The sequence below is a fragment of the Achromobacter sp. Marseille-Q4954 genome (genome assembly GCF_943737025.1).
In the GTDB taxonomy this organism is placed as follows: Bacteria; Pseudomonadota; Gammaproteobacteria; order Burkholderiales; family Burkholderiaceae_B; genus Achromobacter; species Achromobacter bronchisepticus_A.
In genome coordinates this window covers 2255479-2274333 of the sequence record NZ_CALSFQ010000001.1, presented here as the reverse complement: position 1 = coordinate 2274333, position 18855 = coordinate 2255479, and the positions used below count along the sequence as shown (strand labels likewise).

General features: G+C 66.5%; 16 protein-coding genes. 10 read left to right on the top strand and 6 right to left on the bottom strand.

The window, feature by feature from the left end:
• Positions 1 to 22 precede the first annotated feature (22 nt).
• Positions 23 to 1945: an iron-containing redox enzyme family protein gene (locus tag NGK62_RS10665; RefSeq protein ID WP_251878305.1), complete on the top strand. Its 1923-nt coding sequence runs from the start codon at positions 23 to 25 to the stop codon at positions 1943 to 1945.
• A complete protein-coding gene (locus tag NGK62_RS10660; protein WP_251878303.1) occupies positions 1945 to 2841 on the top strand; it encodes a DUF6999 family protein in 897 nt (298 codons plus the stop codon). The genes NGK62_RS10665 and NGK62_RS10660 overlap by 1 nt, the downstream gene beginning before the upstream one ends.
• Before the next feature lie 4 nt (positions 2842 to 2845).
• On the opposite strand, the gene NGK62_RS10655 is transcribed toward NGK62_RS10660, so the two are convergent.
• Entirely contained in the window at positions 2846 to 3718 is an 873-nt protein-coding gene (locus NGK62_RS10655) for a MurR/RpiR family transcriptional regulator (protein ID WP_251878301.1), read from the bottom strand.
• A gap of 26 nt (positions 3719 to 3744) precedes the next feature.
• Positions 3745 to 5076, bottom strand: a complete 1332-nt coding sequence (locus tag NGK62_RS10650; protein WP_251878299.1) for an aspartate aminotransferase family protein — start codon at positions 5074 to 5076, stop codon at positions 3745 to 3747.
• 121 nt (positions 5077 to 5197) lie between these two features.
• Between NGK62_RS10650 and NGK62_RS10645 the strand changes: the two genes are divergently transcribed.
• The 8 genes from NGK62_RS10645 to clsB all read left to right on the top strand — a co-directional run bounded on the left by NGK62_RS10645 (position 5198) and on the right by clsB (position 14540).
• On the top strand, positions 5198 to 6178 hold the full coding sequence (locus NGK62_RS10645) for a Bug family tripartite tricarboxylate transporter substrate binding protein (RefSeq protein ID WP_118934586.1): 981 nt from the start codon (positions 5198 to 5200) through the stop codon (positions 6176 to 6178).
• Positions 6179 to 6190: 12 nt separating this feature from the next.
• On the top strand, positions 6191 to 7687 hold the full coding sequence (locus NGK62_RS10640) for a M81 family metallopeptidase (RefSeq protein WP_059374053.1): 1497 nt from the start codon (positions 6191 to 6193) through the stop codon (positions 7685 to 7687).
• Positions 7688 to 7847: 160 nt separating this feature from the next.
• Positions 7848 to 9131, top strand: coding sequence for a putative Na+/H+ antiporter (locus NGK62_RS10635; protein WP_059374054.1), 1284 nt, complete (start codon positions 7848 to 7850; stop codon positions 9129 to 9131).
• Between the two features lie 229 nt (positions 9132 to 9360).
• Positions 9361 to 9675, top strand: coding sequence for an FmdB family zinc ribbon protein (locus NGK62_RS10630; protein WP_251878297.1), 315 nt, complete (start codon positions 9361 to 9363; stop codon positions 9673 to 9675).
• A gap of 16 nt (positions 9676 to 9691) precedes the next feature.
• Positions 9692 to 10357 carry a DUF502 domain-containing protein gene (locus tag NGK62_RS10625; protein WP_059374056.1) on the top strand — a complete coding sequence of 222 codons (666 nt, stop codon included), beginning with the start codon at positions 9692 to 9694 and terminating at the stop codon, positions 10355 to 10357.
• A 40-nt stretch (positions 10358 to 10397) separates the two neighbouring features.
• On the top strand, positions 10398 to 12185 hold the full coding sequence (gene aspS, locus NGK62_RS10620) for an aspartate--tRNA ligase (protein WP_059374057.1): 1788 nt from the start codon (positions 10398 to 10400) through the stop codon (positions 12183 to 12185).
• A gap of 280 nt (positions 12186 to 12465) precedes the next feature.
• On the top strand, positions 12466 to 13332 hold the full coding sequence (locus tag NGK62_RS10615; RefSeq protein WP_059374058.1) for an endonuclease/exonuclease/phosphatase family protein: 867 nt from the start codon (positions 12466 to 12468) through the stop codon (positions 13330 to 13332).
• The gene (clsB, locus tag NGK62_RS10610; protein WP_059374059.1) at positions 13329 to 14540 is read left to right on the top strand and encodes a cardiolipin synthase ClsB; all 1212 of its coding nucleotides are present in this window, start codon (positions 13329 to 13331) and stop codon (positions 14538 to 14540) included. Before NGK62_RS10615 ends, clsB begins: the two co-directional genes overlap by 4 nt.
• A gap of 10 nt (positions 14541 to 14550) precedes the next feature.
• Here the strand turns inward: clsB and NGK62_RS10605 are convergent, their stop codons facing one another.
• From NGK62_RS10605 to NGK62_RS10590, 4 genes are all read right to left on the bottom strand, one after another.
• A complete protein-coding gene (locus NGK62_RS10605; RefSeq protein ID WP_059374060.1) occupies positions 14551 to 15420 on the bottom strand; it encodes a DMT family transporter in 870 nt (289 codons plus the stop codon).
• Between the two features lie 19 nt (positions 15421 to 15439).
• Positions 15440 to 16792 carry an MFS transporter gene (locus NGK62_RS10600; protein ID WP_059374165.1) on the bottom strand — a complete coding sequence of 451 codons (1353 nt, stop codon included), beginning with the start codon at positions 16790 to 16792 and terminating at the stop codon, positions 15440 to 15442.
• Between the two features lie 96 nt (positions 16793 to 16888).
• Positions 16889 to 17458, bottom strand: coding sequence for an SRPBCC family protein (locus NGK62_RS10595; protein WP_059374061.1), 570 nt, complete (start codon positions 17456 to 17458; stop codon positions 16889 to 16891).
• A gap of 57 nt (positions 17459 to 17515) precedes the next feature.
• Positions 17516 to 18847, bottom strand: coding sequence for an O-antigen ligase family protein (locus tag NGK62_RS10590; RefSeq protein ID WP_251878295.1), 1332 nt, complete (start codon positions 18845 to 18847; stop codon positions 17516 to 17518).
• Between the last annotated feature and the right edge of the window lie 8 nt (positions 18848 to 18855).

Here is an 18855-nt window from a genome sequence, read left to right as displayed (position 1 = left end):
CTATATCCACCAGAGGCCTCTCATGCCCATCGCGTTTCATCGTGTCTATCTGGAAAGCGCCGGTTATTTCATGCCGGGCGAACCCGTGTCCAACGATGCCATGGACAGCTACATCGCGCCGCTGAATCGCATGTCCAGCCGCATCAAGAGCCGCATCCTGGCCGAGAACGGCATCAAGCAGCGCTACTACGCGATCGACCCCGAAGGCGCCACGGTGTTCAGCAACGCGCAACTGGCGGCCAACGCCATCCGCGATTGCCTGCGGCGCAACGACAGCGACCTGTCCGCCGTGTCGCTGCTGGCCAGCGGCTCCTCGGGCGGGGATGCGTTGATGCCGGGCTTCTCCAACATGATCCAGGGCGAGTTGGCCGCGCATCCGATGGAAACCCTGTCGGTGCACGGCATCTGCGCGGCGGGCGTATCGGCCATCCAGACGGCCGCGCAGGGCGTGGAACTGGGCGGACATGCCAGCGCCCTGGCCGTGGCCAGCGAACTGCCGTCGCGGCTGTTCAAGCGTTCGCGTTTTGCGGCGCGCGGCTATGACGCGGACTTCGACGCGCATTTCCTGCGCTGGATGCTTTCGGACGGCGCGGGGGCGGTGCTGTTGGGCAATAGCGGCCGGCCCCTGCCGGGCGCGTCGCAAGGCGTGCGCCTGCGCCTGAAGTGGGTGCACCAGCGCTCGTTCTCGGGCGACTATCCGGTGTGCATGCAGCTGGGCCTGTCGGCCGACCGCGCCCGCGGCCATCTGGACTATCCGTCCTGGAACGAGGCCGAGGCCGACGGCGCGTTGTCGCTGCGCCAGGACATCCGCCTGCTGCCGCACCTGTTCGACATCGGCATCCATGAATACGCCAAGCTGGTGCGCGACGGCTGGGTGGATCCGGACCAGGTCGATCACTTCCTGTGCCACTACTCGTCGGAGAAATTCATTCCTGTGGTGGAAGACCTGATGGAGAAGGCCGGCCTGGTGATCCCGCGCGAACGCTGGTTCAGCAATCTGGCGTGGCGCGGCAACACCGGCGCGGCGTCCATCCTGATCATGCTGGCGGAGTTCCTGGAAACGCGCGAAGTGAAGCCGGGCGAACAGATCTTCTGCTACATCCCGGAATCGGGCCGTTTCATGGCCGCCTACATGCTGCTGGAGGCCGAGGCGGTCCATGCCCCGCAGATCACCGCGGGCGTGCCGGCGGCGGCTGCGCCGCGCGAGGACGCGAACAGCGATGACGCCGCCGCCATCGCGCCGCCGCATGACCCGGACATGGCGCCCCAAGGCCTGGGCCAGCTGCTGACCGAACTGGCCGCGATCTGGCACGACTACCGCTCGCGCGTGTGGCGCACGCCGGTGGTGCGGCGCCTGCGCAACCGCCAATTCCAGACGGCCGACTACCTGAACTGGATGGAGAACTGGATTCCGCAGGTGCGCGAAGGCAGCAAGTGGATGCGCGAAGGCGCGGCCTCGCTGACGGAGCAGTACGCGCCGCTCGCGGCCTTGATCGACACGCATGCGGGCGAGGAGCAGAACGACTTCCAGATCCTGTTCCAGGACTATCGCACCGCGGGCGGCGCGGTCGCGGACATCGACGCCCTGCGCCGCAACCCCGGCGGCGAGGCGCTCAACGCCTATCTCCACGGTTTGGCCGCCACGCGCGACCCCATTGGCCTGCTGGGCGCCATCTACATCATCGAAGGCACGGGCCAGCGCATCGTGCCTGCGCTGCTGCCGCTGCTGAAGGCCAGCCTGAAGCTGCCGCCGGACGCCTTCCGCTTCCTGGAGTACCACGGCCACAACGACGAGCATCACCTGGCGCGCTGGCTGTCGGCGGTGGAGCTGGCGCTGGACTGCGACGAGGACGGCCGCGCCGAGCAGCGCATCGTCGACACGGCGCGCCGCACGGCCGCGCTGTACCTGATGCAGTTCCACCATGTGATGGAAGGCGAAGCGTAATGAGCAAAGAACCCGAATTCCTTGCCAAACCGCACGATCCCGCCGACCCCAGCCCCTGGCTTGCGCTCTACCTGGACCGCAGCACGCCCTTGCCGGACAAGGTGAAGAAGGCCTGGCTGACCGATTCCAGCTGCGCCTCGCGCCAGTACCTGCTGCCGTTCCTGCGGCCGTTCGCGCGCGCCTTCATCATCCTGATCCAGGTCATCAAGACCTTCCTGCCGCGCCGCTGGTCGCATTCGAAGCTGTTGCACCGCATCCTGGCCTGGGGCCTGAAGCGCTTCGTGTCGCCCGAGGCCAACTGGCTGATCCTGCGCCACTTCCATCTAGGCGCGCAGATCCTGTCGTTCATTGCCGCCAACTCGCCGGTGCGCGTCACCACCACGCCGCTGGAACCGCGCAACATCGATGATCTGAAGGACGAACTGTTCGTCAAGCACGACCTGAACCTGTTCAACTTCGTCATCCGCCTGAACCAGGCTCTGCGCGATGCGGGGGTGGAGATGCACGCGCCGCAACAGGTCGATTTCTCGATGATCCGCGACCCGGACCTGTTGCTAGAAGACATGCCGCAAGGCAAGCTGAATTTCCTGGACCTGCAAAGCGCCATCGAGCTCTTCACGCCGCTGTATCAACTGATGCTGACTGACAACGACTTCTGGCGCGCGGCCAATTCGCTGCAGCTGGACGAGACCATAGGCATTTACGCGGCCAAGCTGCTGGGCGCGCCGCAGCACCTGATCCTGGTCAACAACAACCATCCGCTGGTGCCGATGTCGACCCTGCGCGCGGGCTACCGGCTGGTGCTGCACGGGCTGTCCACCGAAATGCTGCACAGCCTGCTGATGGAAATGAAAGAGGCGCAGCAAGGCGGCGAGCCGCCCGCGCCGATCGCCTGAGTCCTCAGCGCTTTTCGGCGTACACGCCGAAGCGCTGCAGCTGGGCTTCGCTGTTGGCGATTTCGCGCAGGCTTTCCTCGCCGCTGTGCGCGACCAGCATCGCGGCCAGCGTCTGGGCGATGGACAGCGCAGGCACCACCGAGGGAAACAGCGAGGGCGTGTCGTTGGCCACCAGCAGCAGCGCCTTGGTGCCCGGGGCGATGGGCGACACCGCGCTGTCGGTGACCGCCACCACGCCGGCGCCGCGCTCACGCGCGAACTCTACGGCCGTGACTGCCGCCTGCGCATAAGGCGCCTGGCTGAAGGCGACCAGCGCGTCGTCCGGTCCGATGCGGCGCAACTCGTCGGCCAAGGTGCCGCCGACGCCGCTGAGCAGGGTGACCTTGTCCAGGAACATGCCGCAGGCATAGCTGAAGTGATAGGCCGCCGGATACAGGCTGCGCAGGCCGATGACATAGACGCGGCGTGCGCCCGCCAGCAGGCCGTGGGCGGCCTTCAGCGCCGGCAGTGCGGAGGGACCGAGGCTGCTGCCCAGGTTGCGCACTTCGGCGTCGAGGATGTCGGCGACCAGCCCGGCGTCGGCGTCGTGCTGCGGACGCTTGCGCAACGCGGTGGCGCGGCCCGAGAAGCTGGATCCGCCGGCGGCCAGCCAGTCGCGGTAGGGCTGGCGGAACGCTTCGTAGGTATCGAACCCCAGTTGCCGGGCCAGGCGCAGCATGACGCCGGCCTGCACGCCGGCGTGGCCGGCCGCGGCGCGCATCGACTCCAGGGCGATGTCCTTGGGATGATCGATTGCATAGCGGGCCGCCTGCCGCAGCTTGGGCGGCAGGGAGGAGAACTGGGTTTCGATCAGTTTGTCGATGGCGGCTTTATCCATCTGCGCTCCGGGTAAGGTGCCGCGTATTATGGCGTATCGTCCGCCAGCGCCAGGTCGATGGCGCGGGCCAGCGCGTCCGCCGCAAAGGCCAGCTCATCGGCCGTGCTGAGGTAAGGCGGCGCCAGCAGCACGTGGTCGCCAAGCTTGCCGTCTATGGTTCCTCCGCCCGGATAGCACAGCAGGCCCAGTTCGCGCGCCTGAGTCTTGATGCGCGCATGCAGGCGGCGCTGCGGCGCGAATGCGCGCAGGCTGCCGGGATCCTCGGCCAGCTCCACGCTCCAGAACATGCCCCGGCCGCGGATGTCGGCGACGTGCGGATGCCTTTCCAGGCGCGCCGCCAGCACGGCGCCGAACTGCGCGCCCATATCCGCCACGCGCGCCACCAGCTTGTCGCGCAGCACGATGCGCTGCACCGCCAGCGCCGCGGCGCAGGCCACCGGATGGCCGACATAGGTGTAGCCGTGCTGGAACGCGCCCGAGCCCGCGTTGATGGCGCCGATGACGCGGTCGTGCGCCAGCACGGCGCCGATGGGCACATAACCGCCGCCCAAACCCTTGGCCAGCGTCAGCAGGTCAGGCGTTACGCCTTCCTGTTCGAAGGCGTGATAGCTGCCGGTGCGGCCCAGCCCGCACATGACCTCGTCCAGGATCAGCAGCACGCCATGGCGGTCGCATACCTGGCGGATCTTGCGGAAGTAGCCCGGTACCGGCGCGACGGTCCCCGCAGTGGCGCCGACCACGGTTTCCGCGATGAATGCGGACACGGTATCCGGACCCAATCGCAAGATCTCTGCGTCCAGTTCCGCCGCCAGGCGGTCGGTGTATTGCTCGTCGCTTTCTCCGGCTTCGCGGTAGTGCAGGGCAAAGCAGGGCGAGACGTGGTGGCTTTCGATCAGTATGGGCTGATACAGCGCGCGGCGTCCAGCGTTGCCGCCTACCGACAAGGCCGCCAGCGTGTTGCCGTGATAGCTCTGACGCCGGGCGATGTAGCGATAGCGCCCGGGCTCGCCGCGCTCGACGTGGTACTGGCGCGCCATCTTCAAGGCGGTCTCGACGGCTTCCGAACCGCCCGAAACGAAGTAGGCATTGCCCAGGCCCGCCGGGCTGTTGGCCGCCAGCAGTTCGGCCAGTTCTTCGGCGGCCGGGGTGGTGAAGAAGCTGGTGTGCGCGTACTCCAGCGCATCCAGCTGCGCGGCAGCCGCGGCGCGCACTTCGGGGTGCGCGTGTCCCAGGCACGAGACCGCCGCGCCGCCGGAGGCGTCGAAGTAGCGCCGACCTTCCTGGTCGACGATGAAGCTGCCTTCGCCCTTGATGGCGACGGGCAGGGGGCTGGAGTTGCGATGGATGATGCGGCTCATGGCGTCGTGCGTGGTGTGGTTGGCAAAATAAAACACATGGTATATTTGTTGTGAAAATAAACCAAACGGTTTTATTGTCGCGTAGGCCGTTGCATCGTCATCATTCGCTCAAGGGGGCGTCATGAAGTTTTCCCATCTGTTGCGTCGTTGGACTTTCGGGATTGCGGCGGCTGCCGCGTTGGGCGCGGCCGGGCAGGCCAGCGCCGCGTGGCCGGAGCAGCCGGTGCGTCTGGTGGTGCCGTTCGCCGCCGGCGGCACGACCGACTTGCTGGGCCGCCTGATGGCCGAGGGCCTGGGCGCCGAACTCGGCCAGTCCGTGGTGGTGGTCAACAAGGCCGGCGCGGGCGGCAGCCTGGGCGCATCCGAGGTGGCGCACGCACAGCCGGACGGCTACACCTTGCTGCTGGGCACGCCTGGTACGCAGATCATCAACGCCTACGTCTACAAGAAGATCGGCTATGACCCGGTCAAGGATTTCGCGCCGGTCGCCTACGTGGCGCAGGTGCCCAACGTGGTGTTGACGCATCCCGGCTCCGGCCTGAAGAACATGGACGATCTGCTGCGCACCGCGCGCGCCGAGCCCGGCCGCTTGAACTGGGGGTCGCCCGGCGTGGGCAGTTCTGGCCATCTGGCGCTGGAGATGATCAAGCGCATGGGCAAGGTGGACATCCGCCACGTGCCGTACAAGGGCGCGAGCCAGGCCAACAATGACCTGCTGGGTGGGCAGATCGATCTGTCGGCCGACAACCTGCCCACCGCCTTGCCGCTGATCAAGGCAGGCAAGCTGGTGGCCCTGGGCGTGACCTCGGCCCAGCCGGTTGCCGCAGCGCCGGGCGTGGCCGCCATCGCGCAGTCCGTGCCGGGCTTCGAGCTGACTTCGTGGTTCGTGCTGATGGCGCCCGCCGGCACGCCGCAGCCGGTCGTCGACAAGCTCAACGCCGCCGCCCAGCGGGTGCTGCAATCGCCCGCCACGCGCGAACGGCTCGAGGCGCTGGCCGCGCAGCCCGTGGGCGGCACGCCGCAAGCGCTGGGGCAGCATCTGCAGACGGAGCGCGAGAAGTACCGCGTCCTGATCGAAGGTACCGATATCCGTCCGGAATAAACGGGGAAACGCATGGGCAAGGGCACGAAGAAACGGCTGGCGGTGGCGCGCTTCTGGTACGAAGGCAACGCCTTCTGCCCGGCGCCTTGCACCATGGCGGATTTCGAGCGGCGCGAGTGGCGCAAGGGCGGCGACGCCCTGGCGGCCGCCGCTGGCACGGCCACCGAACTGGGCGAAGTGGCCGAGTTCGTCCGCGCGCATCCGGACTGGGAGGTGGTGGCCTTGCGCTGCGCGTCCGCCCTGCCTGGCGGGCCGATAGACGACGCCGTGCACCGCGCCTTTACCGAAGAGGTGCTGGCCGGACTGGCCGCGGACGAGGATGGCTGGGATGCCGTCTACCTGTCGCTGCATGGCGCCGCCATCACCGACCTGCGCCAGACGCCCGATCTGGATTTCGTGCGGGCCGTGCGGGCCTTGCTGCCCGAAGTGCCTCTGGGCGCGAGCTTCGACTTGCACGCCAACCTGGCCCCAGAGCTGGGCGGCCTGCTGGATTGCGCCAGCGGCTACAAGACCTACCCCCACATAGACATGCGCGAAGCGGCTGGGCGGGTGCTCGGCATGCTGTTGCGCACGCAGGCCGGCATGCTGTCGCCGCGCGTGCTGGTGGCCAAGCCGGATTTGCTGTTGTCCAGCTTCAATATGCGCACCGATGCCGGACCCATGCGCGAATTGCAGGATCTGGCCGCAGCCCAGGTGGGCGAGGGCGTGGTGGAAGTCTCGGTGTTCGGCGGCTTTCCGTATGCCGATACCGTCGATACCGGCGCATCGGTGCTGGTGGTGGCCGACATGGCGCGCGATGCCGCAGGCGCGCGGTCGCAGGCCGTGACCGAGACCATGACGGCGGCGATGCGGCGTCTGGCGCCCGCGTTTGCGGTCAGCTTGCCGACACCGCAAGAGGGGCTGGCGTTGGCCATGGAAGCGGCGCGCGCGGGCGGCTTGGTGGCAGTCACAGACCCGGGGGACAACCCCTTGTCGGGCGGCGCATGCGACACGCCCGCGCTGTTCCGCGCCTTGCTGGATGCGTCGATCGACCTGCCTTGCGTGTTCGCCAGCTTCGCGGATCCGCAGGCGGTGCGGCGCGCGTACGAAGCGGGTTTGGGCGGCGCTTGCGAACTGGACCTGGGCGGCCGCGTGAGCCGCGATTTCGGCGCGCCGGTGCGTGCGGCGTTCCGGGTCGAACGCTATACCGATGGCGAATTCCGCAATGCCGGCCCGATGGAAACGGGCGTGCGCACGAGCTGCGGACGCACCGCGCTGCTGTCGCTGCGCGACAGGCCCAACGTGCAGGTCATCATCACCGAGCTGGTGGCGCCAGCCAACGATCCGGGCTTCTTCACCTTGCATGGCATCGACCTCGGTCAGGTGCGCTTGCTGTGCGTGAAGGCCAAGAACCACTTCCGCGCGGCTTTCCTGCCGCTGTGCGCCGCGATCATCGACGTCGACGCGCCCGGCCCCGCGGCGCTGGACCTGCGGCTGCTGCCGTTCCGGCATGCGCGCAGGGCGCAGTGACCCGCCCGCGAGACTTGGGGAACTAGCGGCGCGGACCCGCGCATCTTGGTGTTGACCCTGCGTTACACGGCAAGGGCCTTGCGCTATATTGCGACCCTTGTCCCGCAGGCCCGCCGGGCGGTGTCCGCGCTGTCGTATCCCTCTTCCGGAAGTCGTTTACATGCCCCAGACACTTGAAGTCATCGCCACCCTCCTGTTCGCCGTGGCGGTTCTTCATACCTTCTCGGTTCCGTTCTTCGCGCGGCTCGCGCATCGTGGCGGACCGCATGCGGGCATCTGGCATCTGTTCTCCGAAGTCGAGGCTGTGTTCGGCGTCTGGGCCTTCGTGCTGATCGTGGCGATGGCGGCGCTGGCGGGTCCCTCGCATGCCATCGAGTACATGGACACGCGCAACTTCACCGAGCCGCTGTTCGTCTTCGTGATCATGGTGGTGGCGGCCAGCCGGCCAATTCTGGAGCTGGTGGGCATGCTGGTGCGGCTGGTGGCGCGCGTGCTGCCGCTGCCGCGCGAACTCGCCACGTTTTTTGTCGTGATGTCGCTGGTGCCGCTGGGCGGCTCCTTCATCACCGAACCCGCCGCGATGACGCTGGCCGCCATCCTGTTGCGCGACGCCTATTTCCGCAGCAGCGGGCGCGCGGGCTTCAAGTACCTTACGCTGGGCGTGCTGTTCGTCAACGTCTCCATCGGCGGCGTGCTGACTTCGTATGCCGCGCCGCCCGTGCTGATGGTGGCTTCCACCTTCGGCTGGGACTCGAGCTTCATGGCGCAGCATTTCGGCTGGCGCGCCGCGATCGCCGTCTGCCTGAATGCGGCGCTGTTGACCTTCATCTGCCGCAAGGCGCTGCTGGAGCGCTCGGTGGGCACGGGCGGCGGCGTGGACGCGCCCGAAGGCGGCGATGCGCGCGGGCCGGTGCCGCTGCTGGTCATGCTGGTGCACCTGGTCTTCCTGGTCGCCGTGGTGCTCAGCGCGCATCATCCGGCCATCTTCCTGGGTCTGTTGATGATGTTCATTGGCTTTGCCGAAGCCTACAAGCGCCACCAGAGCCGCCTGATGATCAAGGAAGGCCTGATGGTCGGCTTCTTCCTGGCCGGGCTGGTGGTGCTGGGCGGCCTGCAGAAGTGGTGGCTGCAGGACCTGCTGGGCGGGCTTGAACCTTTCGTGCTGTTCTGGGGCGCGACCGCGCTCACCGCCATCACCGACAACGCCGCGCTGACCTACCTGGGTTCGCTGGTCGAAGGCACCAGCGAGGCCTGGCGCTACATGCTGGTGGCCGGCGCCGTCACGGGCGGCGGGCTGACCGTGATCGCCAATGCGCCCAACCCGGCCGGTTTCGCCATCCTGAAGAACCACTTCCCGGACGGCAGCATTTCATCGGGGCGGCTGTTCCTGTCGGCCCTGGCGCCAACCCTGGTGGCGGCGGTCATGTTCCTGCTTCCCGTATAGGGAGACGGGCCCCGGGAGGCCCCTGAGGCGCCGTCCAAGGCGGGCCGCCGGGGCCGGACACCGGCCGTTCACGAAAAACCGCTAAAATTCAAGACTTTCCCGTACTTTTTCCGGCCTCGCCCACCCGCCGCTTCCGTTCGGACCAGGTCTTGCGACCCGATCCGGCCCCGGACATTGCGTCCGGCGACAGCGGCTCTTGATACGCCGGGCCCGCGCCTGGGAGCCCTAGATGCCCATTTACGCTTACAAGTGCAGCGCCTGCGGCCATGCCAAAGACGTCTTGCAGAAGATTTCCGATGCGCCGCTTTCGGTTTGCCCCGAATGCGGCGAAAGCACGTTCTCCAAGCAGGTGACCGCGGCTGGGTTCCAGCTCAAGGGCTCCGGCTGGTATGTCACGGACTTCCGCGGCAACGGCAGCGGCGGTTCGGCCTCGGCCGGCACGACGGCCCCGGCCGAAAGCGCCGCGCCCGCAGCCGCACCTGCCGCCGCGCCCGCAGCCCCGGCCGCTCCTGCGGCGCCCGCTGCCGGTAGCACCGCCTCCTAGAGCACACGCGATGCGTATGCGCGTCATCAAGAAGTACTTCATCACCGGCCTGCTGATCTGGGTTCCCCTGGTCATCACGGTGTGGGTGCTGGGCTTGCTGGTCGCGACCCTGGAAGGGTTCGTGCCTGGCTTCCTGTCGTCCGAATCGCTGTTCGGCGTCGACATTCCCGGCTTCCGCTTCGTCCTGGTCGTGGTGGTGGTGCTGCTGACGGGCATATTCGCGGCCAACCTGATCGGCCGTACCATGGTGGACCAGTGGGAAAACCTGCTGGGCCGCATACCGCTGGTGCGTTCGATCTACAACTCGGTCAAGCAGGTCAGCGATACCGTGCTTGCCCCCAACGGTCAGGCGTTCCGCCGCGCGGTGCTGGTGCAGTATCCGCGCGCCGGCAGCTGGACCATTGCTTTCGTTACCGGCACGCCCAGCGGCGAAGTGGCCGACCGGCTTCCCGGCGATCACATCAGCGTGTACGTGCCGACCACGCCGAATCCCACGTCCGGCTTCTTCCTGATGGTTCCGCGCGCTGACGCCATGGATCTTCAGATGAGCGTGGACGCGGCCCTGAAGTACATCGTTTCCATGGGCGTGGTCGCCCCGGTCCAGGCGGCGACGCCCGCGGACCGGCCGGCCGCGCCCGTCCCGGCTCCCGGCGTGCAAGACACGCCTCGCGCCGATTCGTAACCCTTACGCTATAACCAAGCACATAAACGGAGTCCCCCGCATGCGTACCTGCTACACCGGCCAGGTTTGCCGTGACCATCTCGGCCAGACCGTCACCCTGTACGGCTGGGTGAACCGCCGCCGCGACCACGGCGGGGTCATCTTCATCGACCTGCGCGACCGCGCGGGCCTGGCGCAGATCGTGTTCGATCCGGACAACGCCGCCTTCGCCACCGCGGAGCGCCTGCGCAACGAATTCTGCATCCGCGTCACCGGCCTGGTGCGCGAGCGTCCGGCGGGTACCGCCAACGCCGAGCTGGCTTCGGGTGAAATCGAAGTGCTCTGCAAGGAAGTCGAGATCCTGAACGCGTCGGTCACGCCGCCGTTCCAGCTGGACGACGACAACCTCTCGGAAACGACGCGCCTCACGCACCGCGTGCTGGACCTGCGCCGTCCGCAGATGCAGCGCAACCTGATGCTGCGCTACCGCGTCTCCATCGAAGTGCGCAAGTTCCTGGACCAGCTGGGCTTCATCGACATCGAAACCCCGATGCTGACCAAGAGCACGCCCGAAGGCGCGCGCGACTACCTGGTGCCTTCGCGCGTCAACGCCGGCCACTTCTTCGCGCTGCCGCAATCGCCGCAGCTGTTCAAGCAGATGCTGATGGTGTCCGGTTTCGACCGCTACTACCAGATCACCAAGTGCTTCCGCGACGAAGACCTGCGCGCCGACCGCCAGCCCGAATTCACCCAGATCGACTGCGAAACCTCGTTCCTGAACGAGTTCGAGATCCGTGAAATCTTCGAAAACATGATCCGCCACGTGTTCAAGGTGGTGCAGGACGTCGATCTGCCGACGCCGTTCCCGATCATGACCTGGACCGAAGCCATGCGCCGCTACGGCTCGGACAAGCCGGACCTGCGCGTGAACCTCGAATTCACCGACATGACCGACGTCATGCGCGACGTGGACTTCAAGGTGTTCGCCGCCGCCGCCACGGCGCCCGGCAGCCGCGTGGTCGCCTTGCGCGTGCCCGGCGGCGCCGAGATGTCGCGCAGCGAGATCGACGGCTACACCCAGTTCGTCGGCATCTACGGCGCCAAGGGCCTGGCCTACATCAAGGTCAACGAAGTGGCCAAGGGCCGCGACGGCCTGCAATCGCCCATCGTCAAGAACCTGCATGACGCTGCCCTGGCCGAACTGGTCAAGCGCACCGGCGCGCAGGATGGCGACATCATTTTCTTCGGCGCTGACCGTGAAAAGGTCGTCAACGACGCCATCGGCGCGCTGCGCGTGAAGATTGGCCACAGCGAATTCGGCAAGAAGACCGGCCTGTCCACCGCCGGCTGGAAGCCGCTGTGGGTCGTCGACTTCCCGATGTTCGAATACGACGAGGAAGACGGCCGCTACACCGCCGCCCATCACCCCTTCACCAGCCCGAAGGATGGCCACGAGGACTTCCTGGAATCCGATCCCAGCAAGGCTTTCGCCAAGGCCTACGACATGGTGCTGAACGGTTGGGAAATCGGCGGCGGCTCGGTCCGTATCCACCGCGAGGAAGTGCAGAGCAAGGTGTTCCGCGCACTCAAGATCGGCGCCGAGGAAGCCCGCGAGAAGTTCGGCTTCCTGCTGGACGCGCTGCAATACGGCGCGCCTCCGCACGGCGGCATCGCCTTCGGCCTGGACCGCATCGTCACGATGATGACCGGCGCCGAATCGATCCGCGACGTGATCGCTTTCCCGAAGACCCAGCGCGCCCAGTGTCTGCTGACGCAAGCGCCGTCCGAGGTCGACGAGAAGCAGCTGCGCGAACTGCACATCCGTCTGCGCAACGTAGAAGGGAAGTGACCCCCCCCGAAGCGCCGTAGGCGCTTCCCCCCCAGGGGGGCGCCGCTACGGACCGGCGGAGCCCGGATCCGTGCGGCCCCGATTGTGGGGCGCTGTTTGCTAGCGGCGCTCCTGCCTCGAATGAGCAGGAGCCGTTGCTTGCATGGACCGGGTGCTCGCCGCGACGGTGGGAACGGTCTTCTGAATTGGAGTAATCTGGCAAACGCCGCCTGATCTGGCGGTGCTGGCCGGGCTTTTTTTGCGGCCGGCGGTTTCCCAGTTTTGAAAGGCGCCATTCTCCATGTCGCTCATCCGCGTCGTCAGCTACAACATACACAAGGGCCGCTCGGCATTGGGCCGTCGCGACTCCCTGAATGAATTGCGTCTGGGCCTTTATGGCCTGCGTCCGGATCTGGTCTTCCTGCAGGAAGTCCAGGGCCGCAATGAGCAGAAATCCCTGCTCGACGCCCAGCACGAATCGCTTGCCGCCGCCTTGCGGCTGGATGTGGCCTACGGCCGCAATGCCATCCGCAGCGAGACGGACCATGGCAACGCGCTGTTGTCGCGTTTCCCCATCCTCGAGCACGAAAACCAGGACATCTCCGACCATCGGCTGGAGCAGCGCGGGCTGTTGCATGCGCGCATCGAGCTCGACGGGCGCGCGGTGCATTGTTTCGTGGTGCATCTCGGCCTGTTCGCAGGCAGCCGCAGCCGCCAGATCCTGGCGCTGACCGAGCGCATCCGCCGCATGGTGCCGGATGGCGAACCCATCCTGATCGCGGGCGATTTCAATGACTGGGGCGATCGCCTGGCGCCCCTGTTCGTGCAGCAGCTGGGCCTGTACGAAGTGTTCTCGCATGCCCCGCGCAGCCATGGCGGCGAATTGCCGCGCCTGCGCGACTCCGTGAAGCGCCTGAGCAATGCGCTGCGCGGGCTGCCCAATAGCGGCGTATCCGTCATGGAACGCACCAATCAGCTCGGCATGGATGGCAATTCACGCCTGCTGCTGCCGCCGCCGCGCACCTTCCCCGCGGTGTTTCCCTGGTTCCGCCTGGATCGCATCTACCAGCGCGGCTTTGCCGTGCGCAGCGCCCGCGTGCTGCGCGGCCGCGAATGGGCCAGGCTTTCCGATCATTCTCCCTTGCTGGCCGAGCTGGAACTGCCGTGAGGGCAGAGCAGTCCAAGCTGGACTGGACGCTGGGCAACGACATCCAGTTGCTCCAGAACGGTTCCGACTTCTTTCCCGCGCTGTGCGCGGCCATCGACGCCGCCCAGGTCAGCGTGCACCTGGAAACCTACATCTTCACGCCGGACCGCACCGGCTCCCAGGTGCTGGACTGCCTGGAGGCGGCTGTCCGGCGCGGGGTCAAGGTGCGCGTCGTGCTCGACGGCTTCGGCAGCGCCGAGTTCGTCGACCCCGTGCGCACGCGGCTGACCAATGCCGGCGCGCAATGCCGCATCTTCCGCCCCGAGCCGCGCTGGTTCGCGCGCTATATCCCGTCGCGCAGCCGCCTGCGGCGCCTGCATCGCAAGGTCACTGTGGTGGATGGACGTGTCGCCTTCATCGGCGGTATCAACATCCTGGATGACTACGACGACCGGGATCCGACAGACGGGCTCACCGGCCCCCGCTTCGATTTTGCGGTGCAGGTGCAGGGGCCGCTGGTAACCGAAGCCGCCTATGCCCAGGAACTGCTATGGGTGCGGCTGAACTGGGCGCGCCTGCGCCGCCATCCGCGCGACTGGAACCGCATGCGGCTGCTCAAGCCGCGCCACGCCTCCGTCGCACCCTGTGGCAACCTGCGCGCGGCGCTGGTGCTGCGCGACAACCTGCGCTTTCGCCAGACCTTCGAGCGCGCCTACCTGTACGGCATCGCGCATGCGCGCCGCGACATCCTGATCGCCAACGCCTATTTCTTTCCCGGCCGCCAGTTCCGGCGCGCGCTGGCCAAGGCCGCCGCGCGCGGGGTGCGCGTGCGCCTCTTGCTGCAGGGCAAGGTCGAGTACCGCATGCAGTACCACGCCACGCGCTCGCTGTACGACCAGCTGCTGCGCGATGGCATCGAGATCTACGAATACATGCCGAGCTACCTGCACGCCAAGGTAGCGGTCATCGACAACGTGGCGACGGTGGGCTCGTCCAACCTGGATCCCTTCAGCCTGTTGCTGGCGCGCGAAGCCAACGTGGTGGTGGACGACCAGCCCTTCTCCTGGGACCTGCAGGAACGGCTAGAGACGGCCATCCGGGAAGGCGGGCGCTTCATCCGGCCGCTCGAGTACCAGCGCCGCGGATGGTTGCGGCGCTGGGTCGACGCGGTGTCCTATACGTTGCTGCGTATCGGGGTGGCGCTGACGGGAACCTCGGACAAGTACTGAGCGCGGGCGCTCAGGCGCGCCGCTTCAGCAGTCCCAGCGCCAGCGCGGTGCCGACCAGGATGATGGCCGCGCCTGCGGCGATCGACGGCGTGATGCTCTCGTCCAGGAGCCACGACCCCCACAGCACGCCGAAGATCGGCACCAGGAACGTGACGCTCACGGCGCCGGTGGGGCCGACATTGGCGATCAGGCGGAAGAAGATGATGTACGCCGCGCCCGTGCACACCACCGCCAGCAGGATGGTGGCGATCCAGGCCTGCATGGACGCGGGCGATTCGGGCCAGTGGGTAAGCGCCAGGGGCAGCAGCACCAGCGTCGCGCCTATCATGCTGCCGGTGGCGTTGGCCAGGGCATCCACGCCGGTCAGGAAGCGCTTGGTCCAGTTGGCGGCGATGCCGTAGAACACCGGCGCGGACACTGCCGCCAGGACCGCCGGCCCCGTGCCGCCGTCGCTGAAATTCAGCTTGTCCCACACCAGCACCACGATGCCGACCACGCCTATCATCAGCCCCAGGCAGCGGGTCCAGGGCAGCTTGTCCTTGAGCCACAGCCAGCCGATGACCGCGCCCCACACTGGCGTCACGGCATTGGCCACCGACAGGAAGCCGGCGCCCAGCGATTGGGCGGCATAGGCAAACAACAGGAAAGGCACGGCCGCGTTCAGCACGCCCACCATCAGCAAGGCTTTCCAGTGCCGGGCGATGACGGGCAGCTTGCCGCGCCACAGCGCGGCGGGCAGCAGGACTAGCGCGGCCAGGCCCACGCGCAGCTCGATCAGCGCGATCGGCCCGAATTCCGGGACCGCCAGGCGCATGAACAGAAAGGAGCCGCCCCAGACTGCGGCCAGGAGCAGCAGATCCAGCAAGTTGCGTTGACGCATTTTCAGTCCCGCGAGGGGCTCATTTGCGGTTTGTAGCCAGGTTCTTCATCTTGACCCGGTAGGCCAGCAAGGCGCAGGTCAGCGACAGGACAATACACAGCACCAGGCCCGCGCGCACTCCGTTTAGTACCGTGCTGTGGGAAATGATGATGCCGACGACAGCCGTCCCCAGCGCGCTGCCTATCGCGCGCGTGGTCTGCACCAGGGCCGATGCCACGCCCACGTCGCGCCGTTCGCTCAGCATCTGCATGAACAGGGTCAGATTCGGCAGCAGAAAGCCCAGCGCGCAGCCGTTGACGAAGAAGGCGGCCAGGATCCACCAGGCCGAGGTTCCGGGCGAGATCAACAGCACCATCAGCGAACCCGCCGCCAACAGACAGCCGCCGAACACCATCAGGCGCTGCGGTTCGGTCTGCTTGGGAAACAGGCGGCCGTTGATGATGCTGCCCACCGAAATCGCGGCAACCAGCGGCGTCAGCAGCAGCCCGGCTTCGCTGGGCGTGTAGTTCAGCACCTGCTGCAACAGCAACGGGCTGTAGAAGATCAGCACGAACATGACCGCGCCCACCATCATCGCCGCCAGGTTCAGCAGGCGTGATTCGGCTCCGCCCAGCACGCGCAGCGGGAAAATGGGGGAACTCACGCGCCGTTCCGTCGGGATCAGGATGGCAATGGCCGCCACGCCCACCACGGCCAGGGCCAGTCCCAGCATGGGGTGGGCGTGGTCGCCGCTGGCAAACGCCAATTCCAGTGCGGCCAGCGGCGCGCCCACCGCCAGCACCAGCAGGATGGCGCCCAGCCAGTCGATCTTGCGGCTGCCGTCGTGGATCGGTCGGATGCGGGGGAAATAGCGGGCCAGCAGGAAGAACGCGCCCGCGGCCGCGATCGGCGCGATGAAGAAGGCCGCGCGCCAGCCCAGCGCCTGCGTCGCCGCCCCTCCCAGGACCGGGCCGATGCCGCTGGCCATGGCGAACGCCGCTGACACCAGCGCCATCCAGCGCACCCGCTGCTTGGCATCGGGGAACAGGTCAGCCGGCGCGGCGAACGCGGTCGCGATCATCATCCCGCCGCCTATGCCCTGCAGCGACCGGAAAATGATCAGTTGGGTCATGGTTTGCGACAGGCCACAGGCGATGGAACCCAGCGCCACGATCAGCACCGAAAGCAACATCAGGGGCTTGCGGCCGAACATGTCGCCCAGCCGCCCGAAAATCAGGATGGACGCCGCGGTGGCCAGCAAATAGCCCGTTCCCACCCAGGCGTACAGCGCCATGCCGTTCAGCGCCTCGGCCACGCGCGGCAGCGTGGTGCTGATGATGGTGGAATCCAGCGCGGCCAGCACTACCGTCGCCGAAACCCCCGCCATGCCCATCAGCAGGTCGCGTCGTGTATGGGCGGGGGTGGTGGGGGGCGGTGATTCGGGCGGCGGCGTCATGCCGCAGAGCATATCACCCGCGCGTCAGGGATTTCACTTATAGAAGGCGTGATAACCCCAGAAGACCGCGATGACCAGCACCACCATGATCCACGACCAACGCGAATTGGACAGCCCGCGCGGCTCCGGTTCGGGGGGAGGGGGCGGCGGTGCCAGGCGAGGCTGGACGGCCATGTAGTCGATGAAGGCGGCGAAGAACTTTTCGATGATCTTCTCGCCAGCCTTCAGCACCACCCCTTCGCCGTATTCGGCCAGCTTGCCCCCCGTCATCCCGGCGACCGTGTAGGCCACCCGTGTGCCCTGGTCCTTGGTGCTGAGGTTGATCTGGGCGGTGCCGATGGCCAGACAGGCCGCGCGGCCCTTGCCTTCGAACACCAGGGTGCAACTGTCAGGCGCATTGACGTCCGAGAGCAGGATCTCGCCGTCATAGTCCGTGTCCAGGCCGGCAATCTTGGCCCGGAGCGTGACCGCATATTCCGTGTCGCTGCGCTTGTCGACAGCGATGCATCCGGGGATACATCGCTGTAAAACGGCCGGATCCGTCAGAGCGTCCCAAGTCTGGTGCTGGGTTGAAGGAATCCACTGGGCATCTGCAATGCGCATGATTGTCTCCTTGGAAGAGCCTTACATGCCCATTGTGATACTGCTTGTCGCGTTTGGCTACTGCCTGGCGAGATGCGACGCCTTTTCGTCTGGAGTGTTCAGCGCAATGAGCCATGCCACCAGCGCGACGTACAGGCTGATCGTGCGCATGCCTCGGAACATCAATTCAGTCAATCCGAAGATCGCGAAACCGACCGTCAGCGCCAACCCCATCGCTGCGGCGGTACGCAATGCTTGCGGATGGCGTGCGCCAAATCCGCGAAGAAAAACGATAGCGGGAACACCATAGACCATCAGCAGTGCAATGCCGCCAAGCAGGCCGAAACTCGTCAGCATGTGCAGCATGTCGTTGTGGGGTTCTCCGAAATCTGACGCCACGAACGGGGACACGACGCCGGTGGCCACGCGGGCCTGCAATTCGTTCTGGAATTTGTCGGTAGACCCGAGGCCTGTCCATGGAGAAGCTTCCACCATCTGTACCGAGGCGCGCCACAACTGGAAGCGTATGCAGACGGACGTGTCAGCAATGGTGTTGGCGGACTGACATTCTTGGACCTCATGGAAGCCTTGCGAAACCCGCTCCCGCAGAGCCTGACTGCTGGCGCCCAGAGCGACGAGCAGGGCAAGGCCGACCGCAATGACGCCGACCAATTTGAGCGGATGGCGGAAATTGCCGAAAAGCAGCAGGCCTATGGCGAAAAAAAACGGAACGGCCATCCAGCCGGTGCGAGTCTGTGTGAGGACGAACGCGCCGAACAGGACAATCGCCGTGATCGTCTTGAATGTCTTCTCGGCGCGGGCATGACGCGTGAGGCTCCAACGCACGCTATAGGCGACGAGAACGAGCGTCAGCAGCAGCAAATTGCCATAGCCAACGGCGTTGTACTCGGGGGTGTCGGGGCGATTGAAATTCGGCAGGCTCAGCCAAAGTATGGTAGCTGTAGCAGCCCAGCCGGCGACCAGGAACCCCCAGATTGCCTGCCGTAGTGCTTGACGGTCGACAGAGAGAAATGCGCCCAGCATGATGGGAAAGGCGATGGAAAACCGTGCGCCCCGCTCCAATGACGGTGCGTGGACCGTTCCGTGTGCCAGTTGGCTGACCACGATGGCAATCAACGGCAGGGACATCGCAGCGATGACAGCTTTGTTGTTGCCGAGTGAGTTGATGGTTGCTTGAATGCCTCCTTCGCGCGTGAAGCAGCGCAGCATACAGGCCAGCAGCAGGGCATAAAAAAGGCCGCTGCCGCCGCCGGTCGTCAGATTGACGATGGGCAACAGGGCTGTCAGTAGAACCAGAGCAAGGGTCATGCGGCGGAACAAATAGAAGAGAAAATTTACCGGCGCGTAGCGCGCGGGTGGGGCAGCGTTCCGGTCTAGGGCGCGGAACATGAGCATTG

Bases quoted from the DNA above. Each gene is read 5' to 3' on its own strand.
- NGK62_RS10665 (WP_251878305.1), top strand. From the start codon at position 23: ATGCCCATCGCGTTTCATCGTGTCTATCTGGAAAGCGCCGGTTATTTC.
- NGK62_RS10660 (WP_251878303.1), top strand. From the start codon at position 1,945: ATGAGCAAAGAACCCGAATTCCTTGCCAAACCGCACGATCCCGCCGAC.
- NGK62_RS10655 (WP_251878301.1), bottom strand. From the start codon at position 3,718: ATGGATAAAGCCGCCATCGACAAACTGATCGAAACCCAGTTCTCCTCC.
- NGK62_RS10650 (WP_251878299.1), bottom strand. From the start codon at position 5,076: ATGAGCCGCATCATCCATCGCAACTCCAGCCCCCTGCCCGTCGCCATC.
- NGK62_RS10645 (WP_118934586.1), top strand. From the start codon at position 5,198: ATGAAGTTTTCCCATCTGTTGCGTCGTTGGACTTTCGGGATTGCGGCG.
- NGK62_RS10640 (WP_059374053.1), top strand. From the start codon at position 6,191: ATGGGCAAGGGCACGAAGAAACGGCTGGCGGTGGCGCGCTTCTGGTAC.
- NGK62_RS10635 (WP_059374054.1), top strand. From the start codon at position 7,848: ATGCCCCAGACACTTGAAGTCATCGCCACCCTCCTGTTCGCCGTGGCG.
- NGK62_RS10630 (WP_251878297.1), top strand. From the start codon at position 9,361: ATGCCCATTTACGCTTACAAGTGCAGCGCCTGCGGCCATGCCAAAGAC.
- NGK62_RS10625 (WP_059374056.1), top strand. From the start codon at position 9,692: ATGCGCGTCATCAAGAAGTACTTCATCACCGGCCTGCTGATCTGGGTT.
- aspS (WP_059374057.1), top strand. From the start codon at position 10,398: ATGCGTACCTGCTACACCGGCCAGGTTTGCCGTGACCATCTCGGCCAG.
- NGK62_RS10615 (WP_059374058.1), top strand. From the start codon at position 12,466: ATGTCGCTCATCCGCGTCGTCAGCTACAACATACACAAGGGCCGCTCG.
- NGK62_RS10605 (WP_059374060.1), bottom strand. From the start codon at position 15,420: ATGCGTCAACGCAACTTGCTGGATCTGCTGCTCCTGGCCGCAGTCTGG.
- NGK62_RS10600 (WP_059374165.1), bottom strand. From the start codon at position 16,792: ATGGGCATGGCGGGGGTTTCGGCGACGGTAGTGCTGGCCGCGCTGGAT.
- NGK62_RS10595 (WP_059374061.1), bottom strand. From the start codon at position 17,458: ATGCGCATTGCAGATGCCCAGTGGATTCCTTCAACCCAGCACCAGACT.
- NGK62_RS10590 (WP_251878295.1), bottom strand. From the start codon at position 18,847: ATGTTCCGCGCCCTAGACCGGAACGCTGCCCCACCCGCGCGCTACGCG.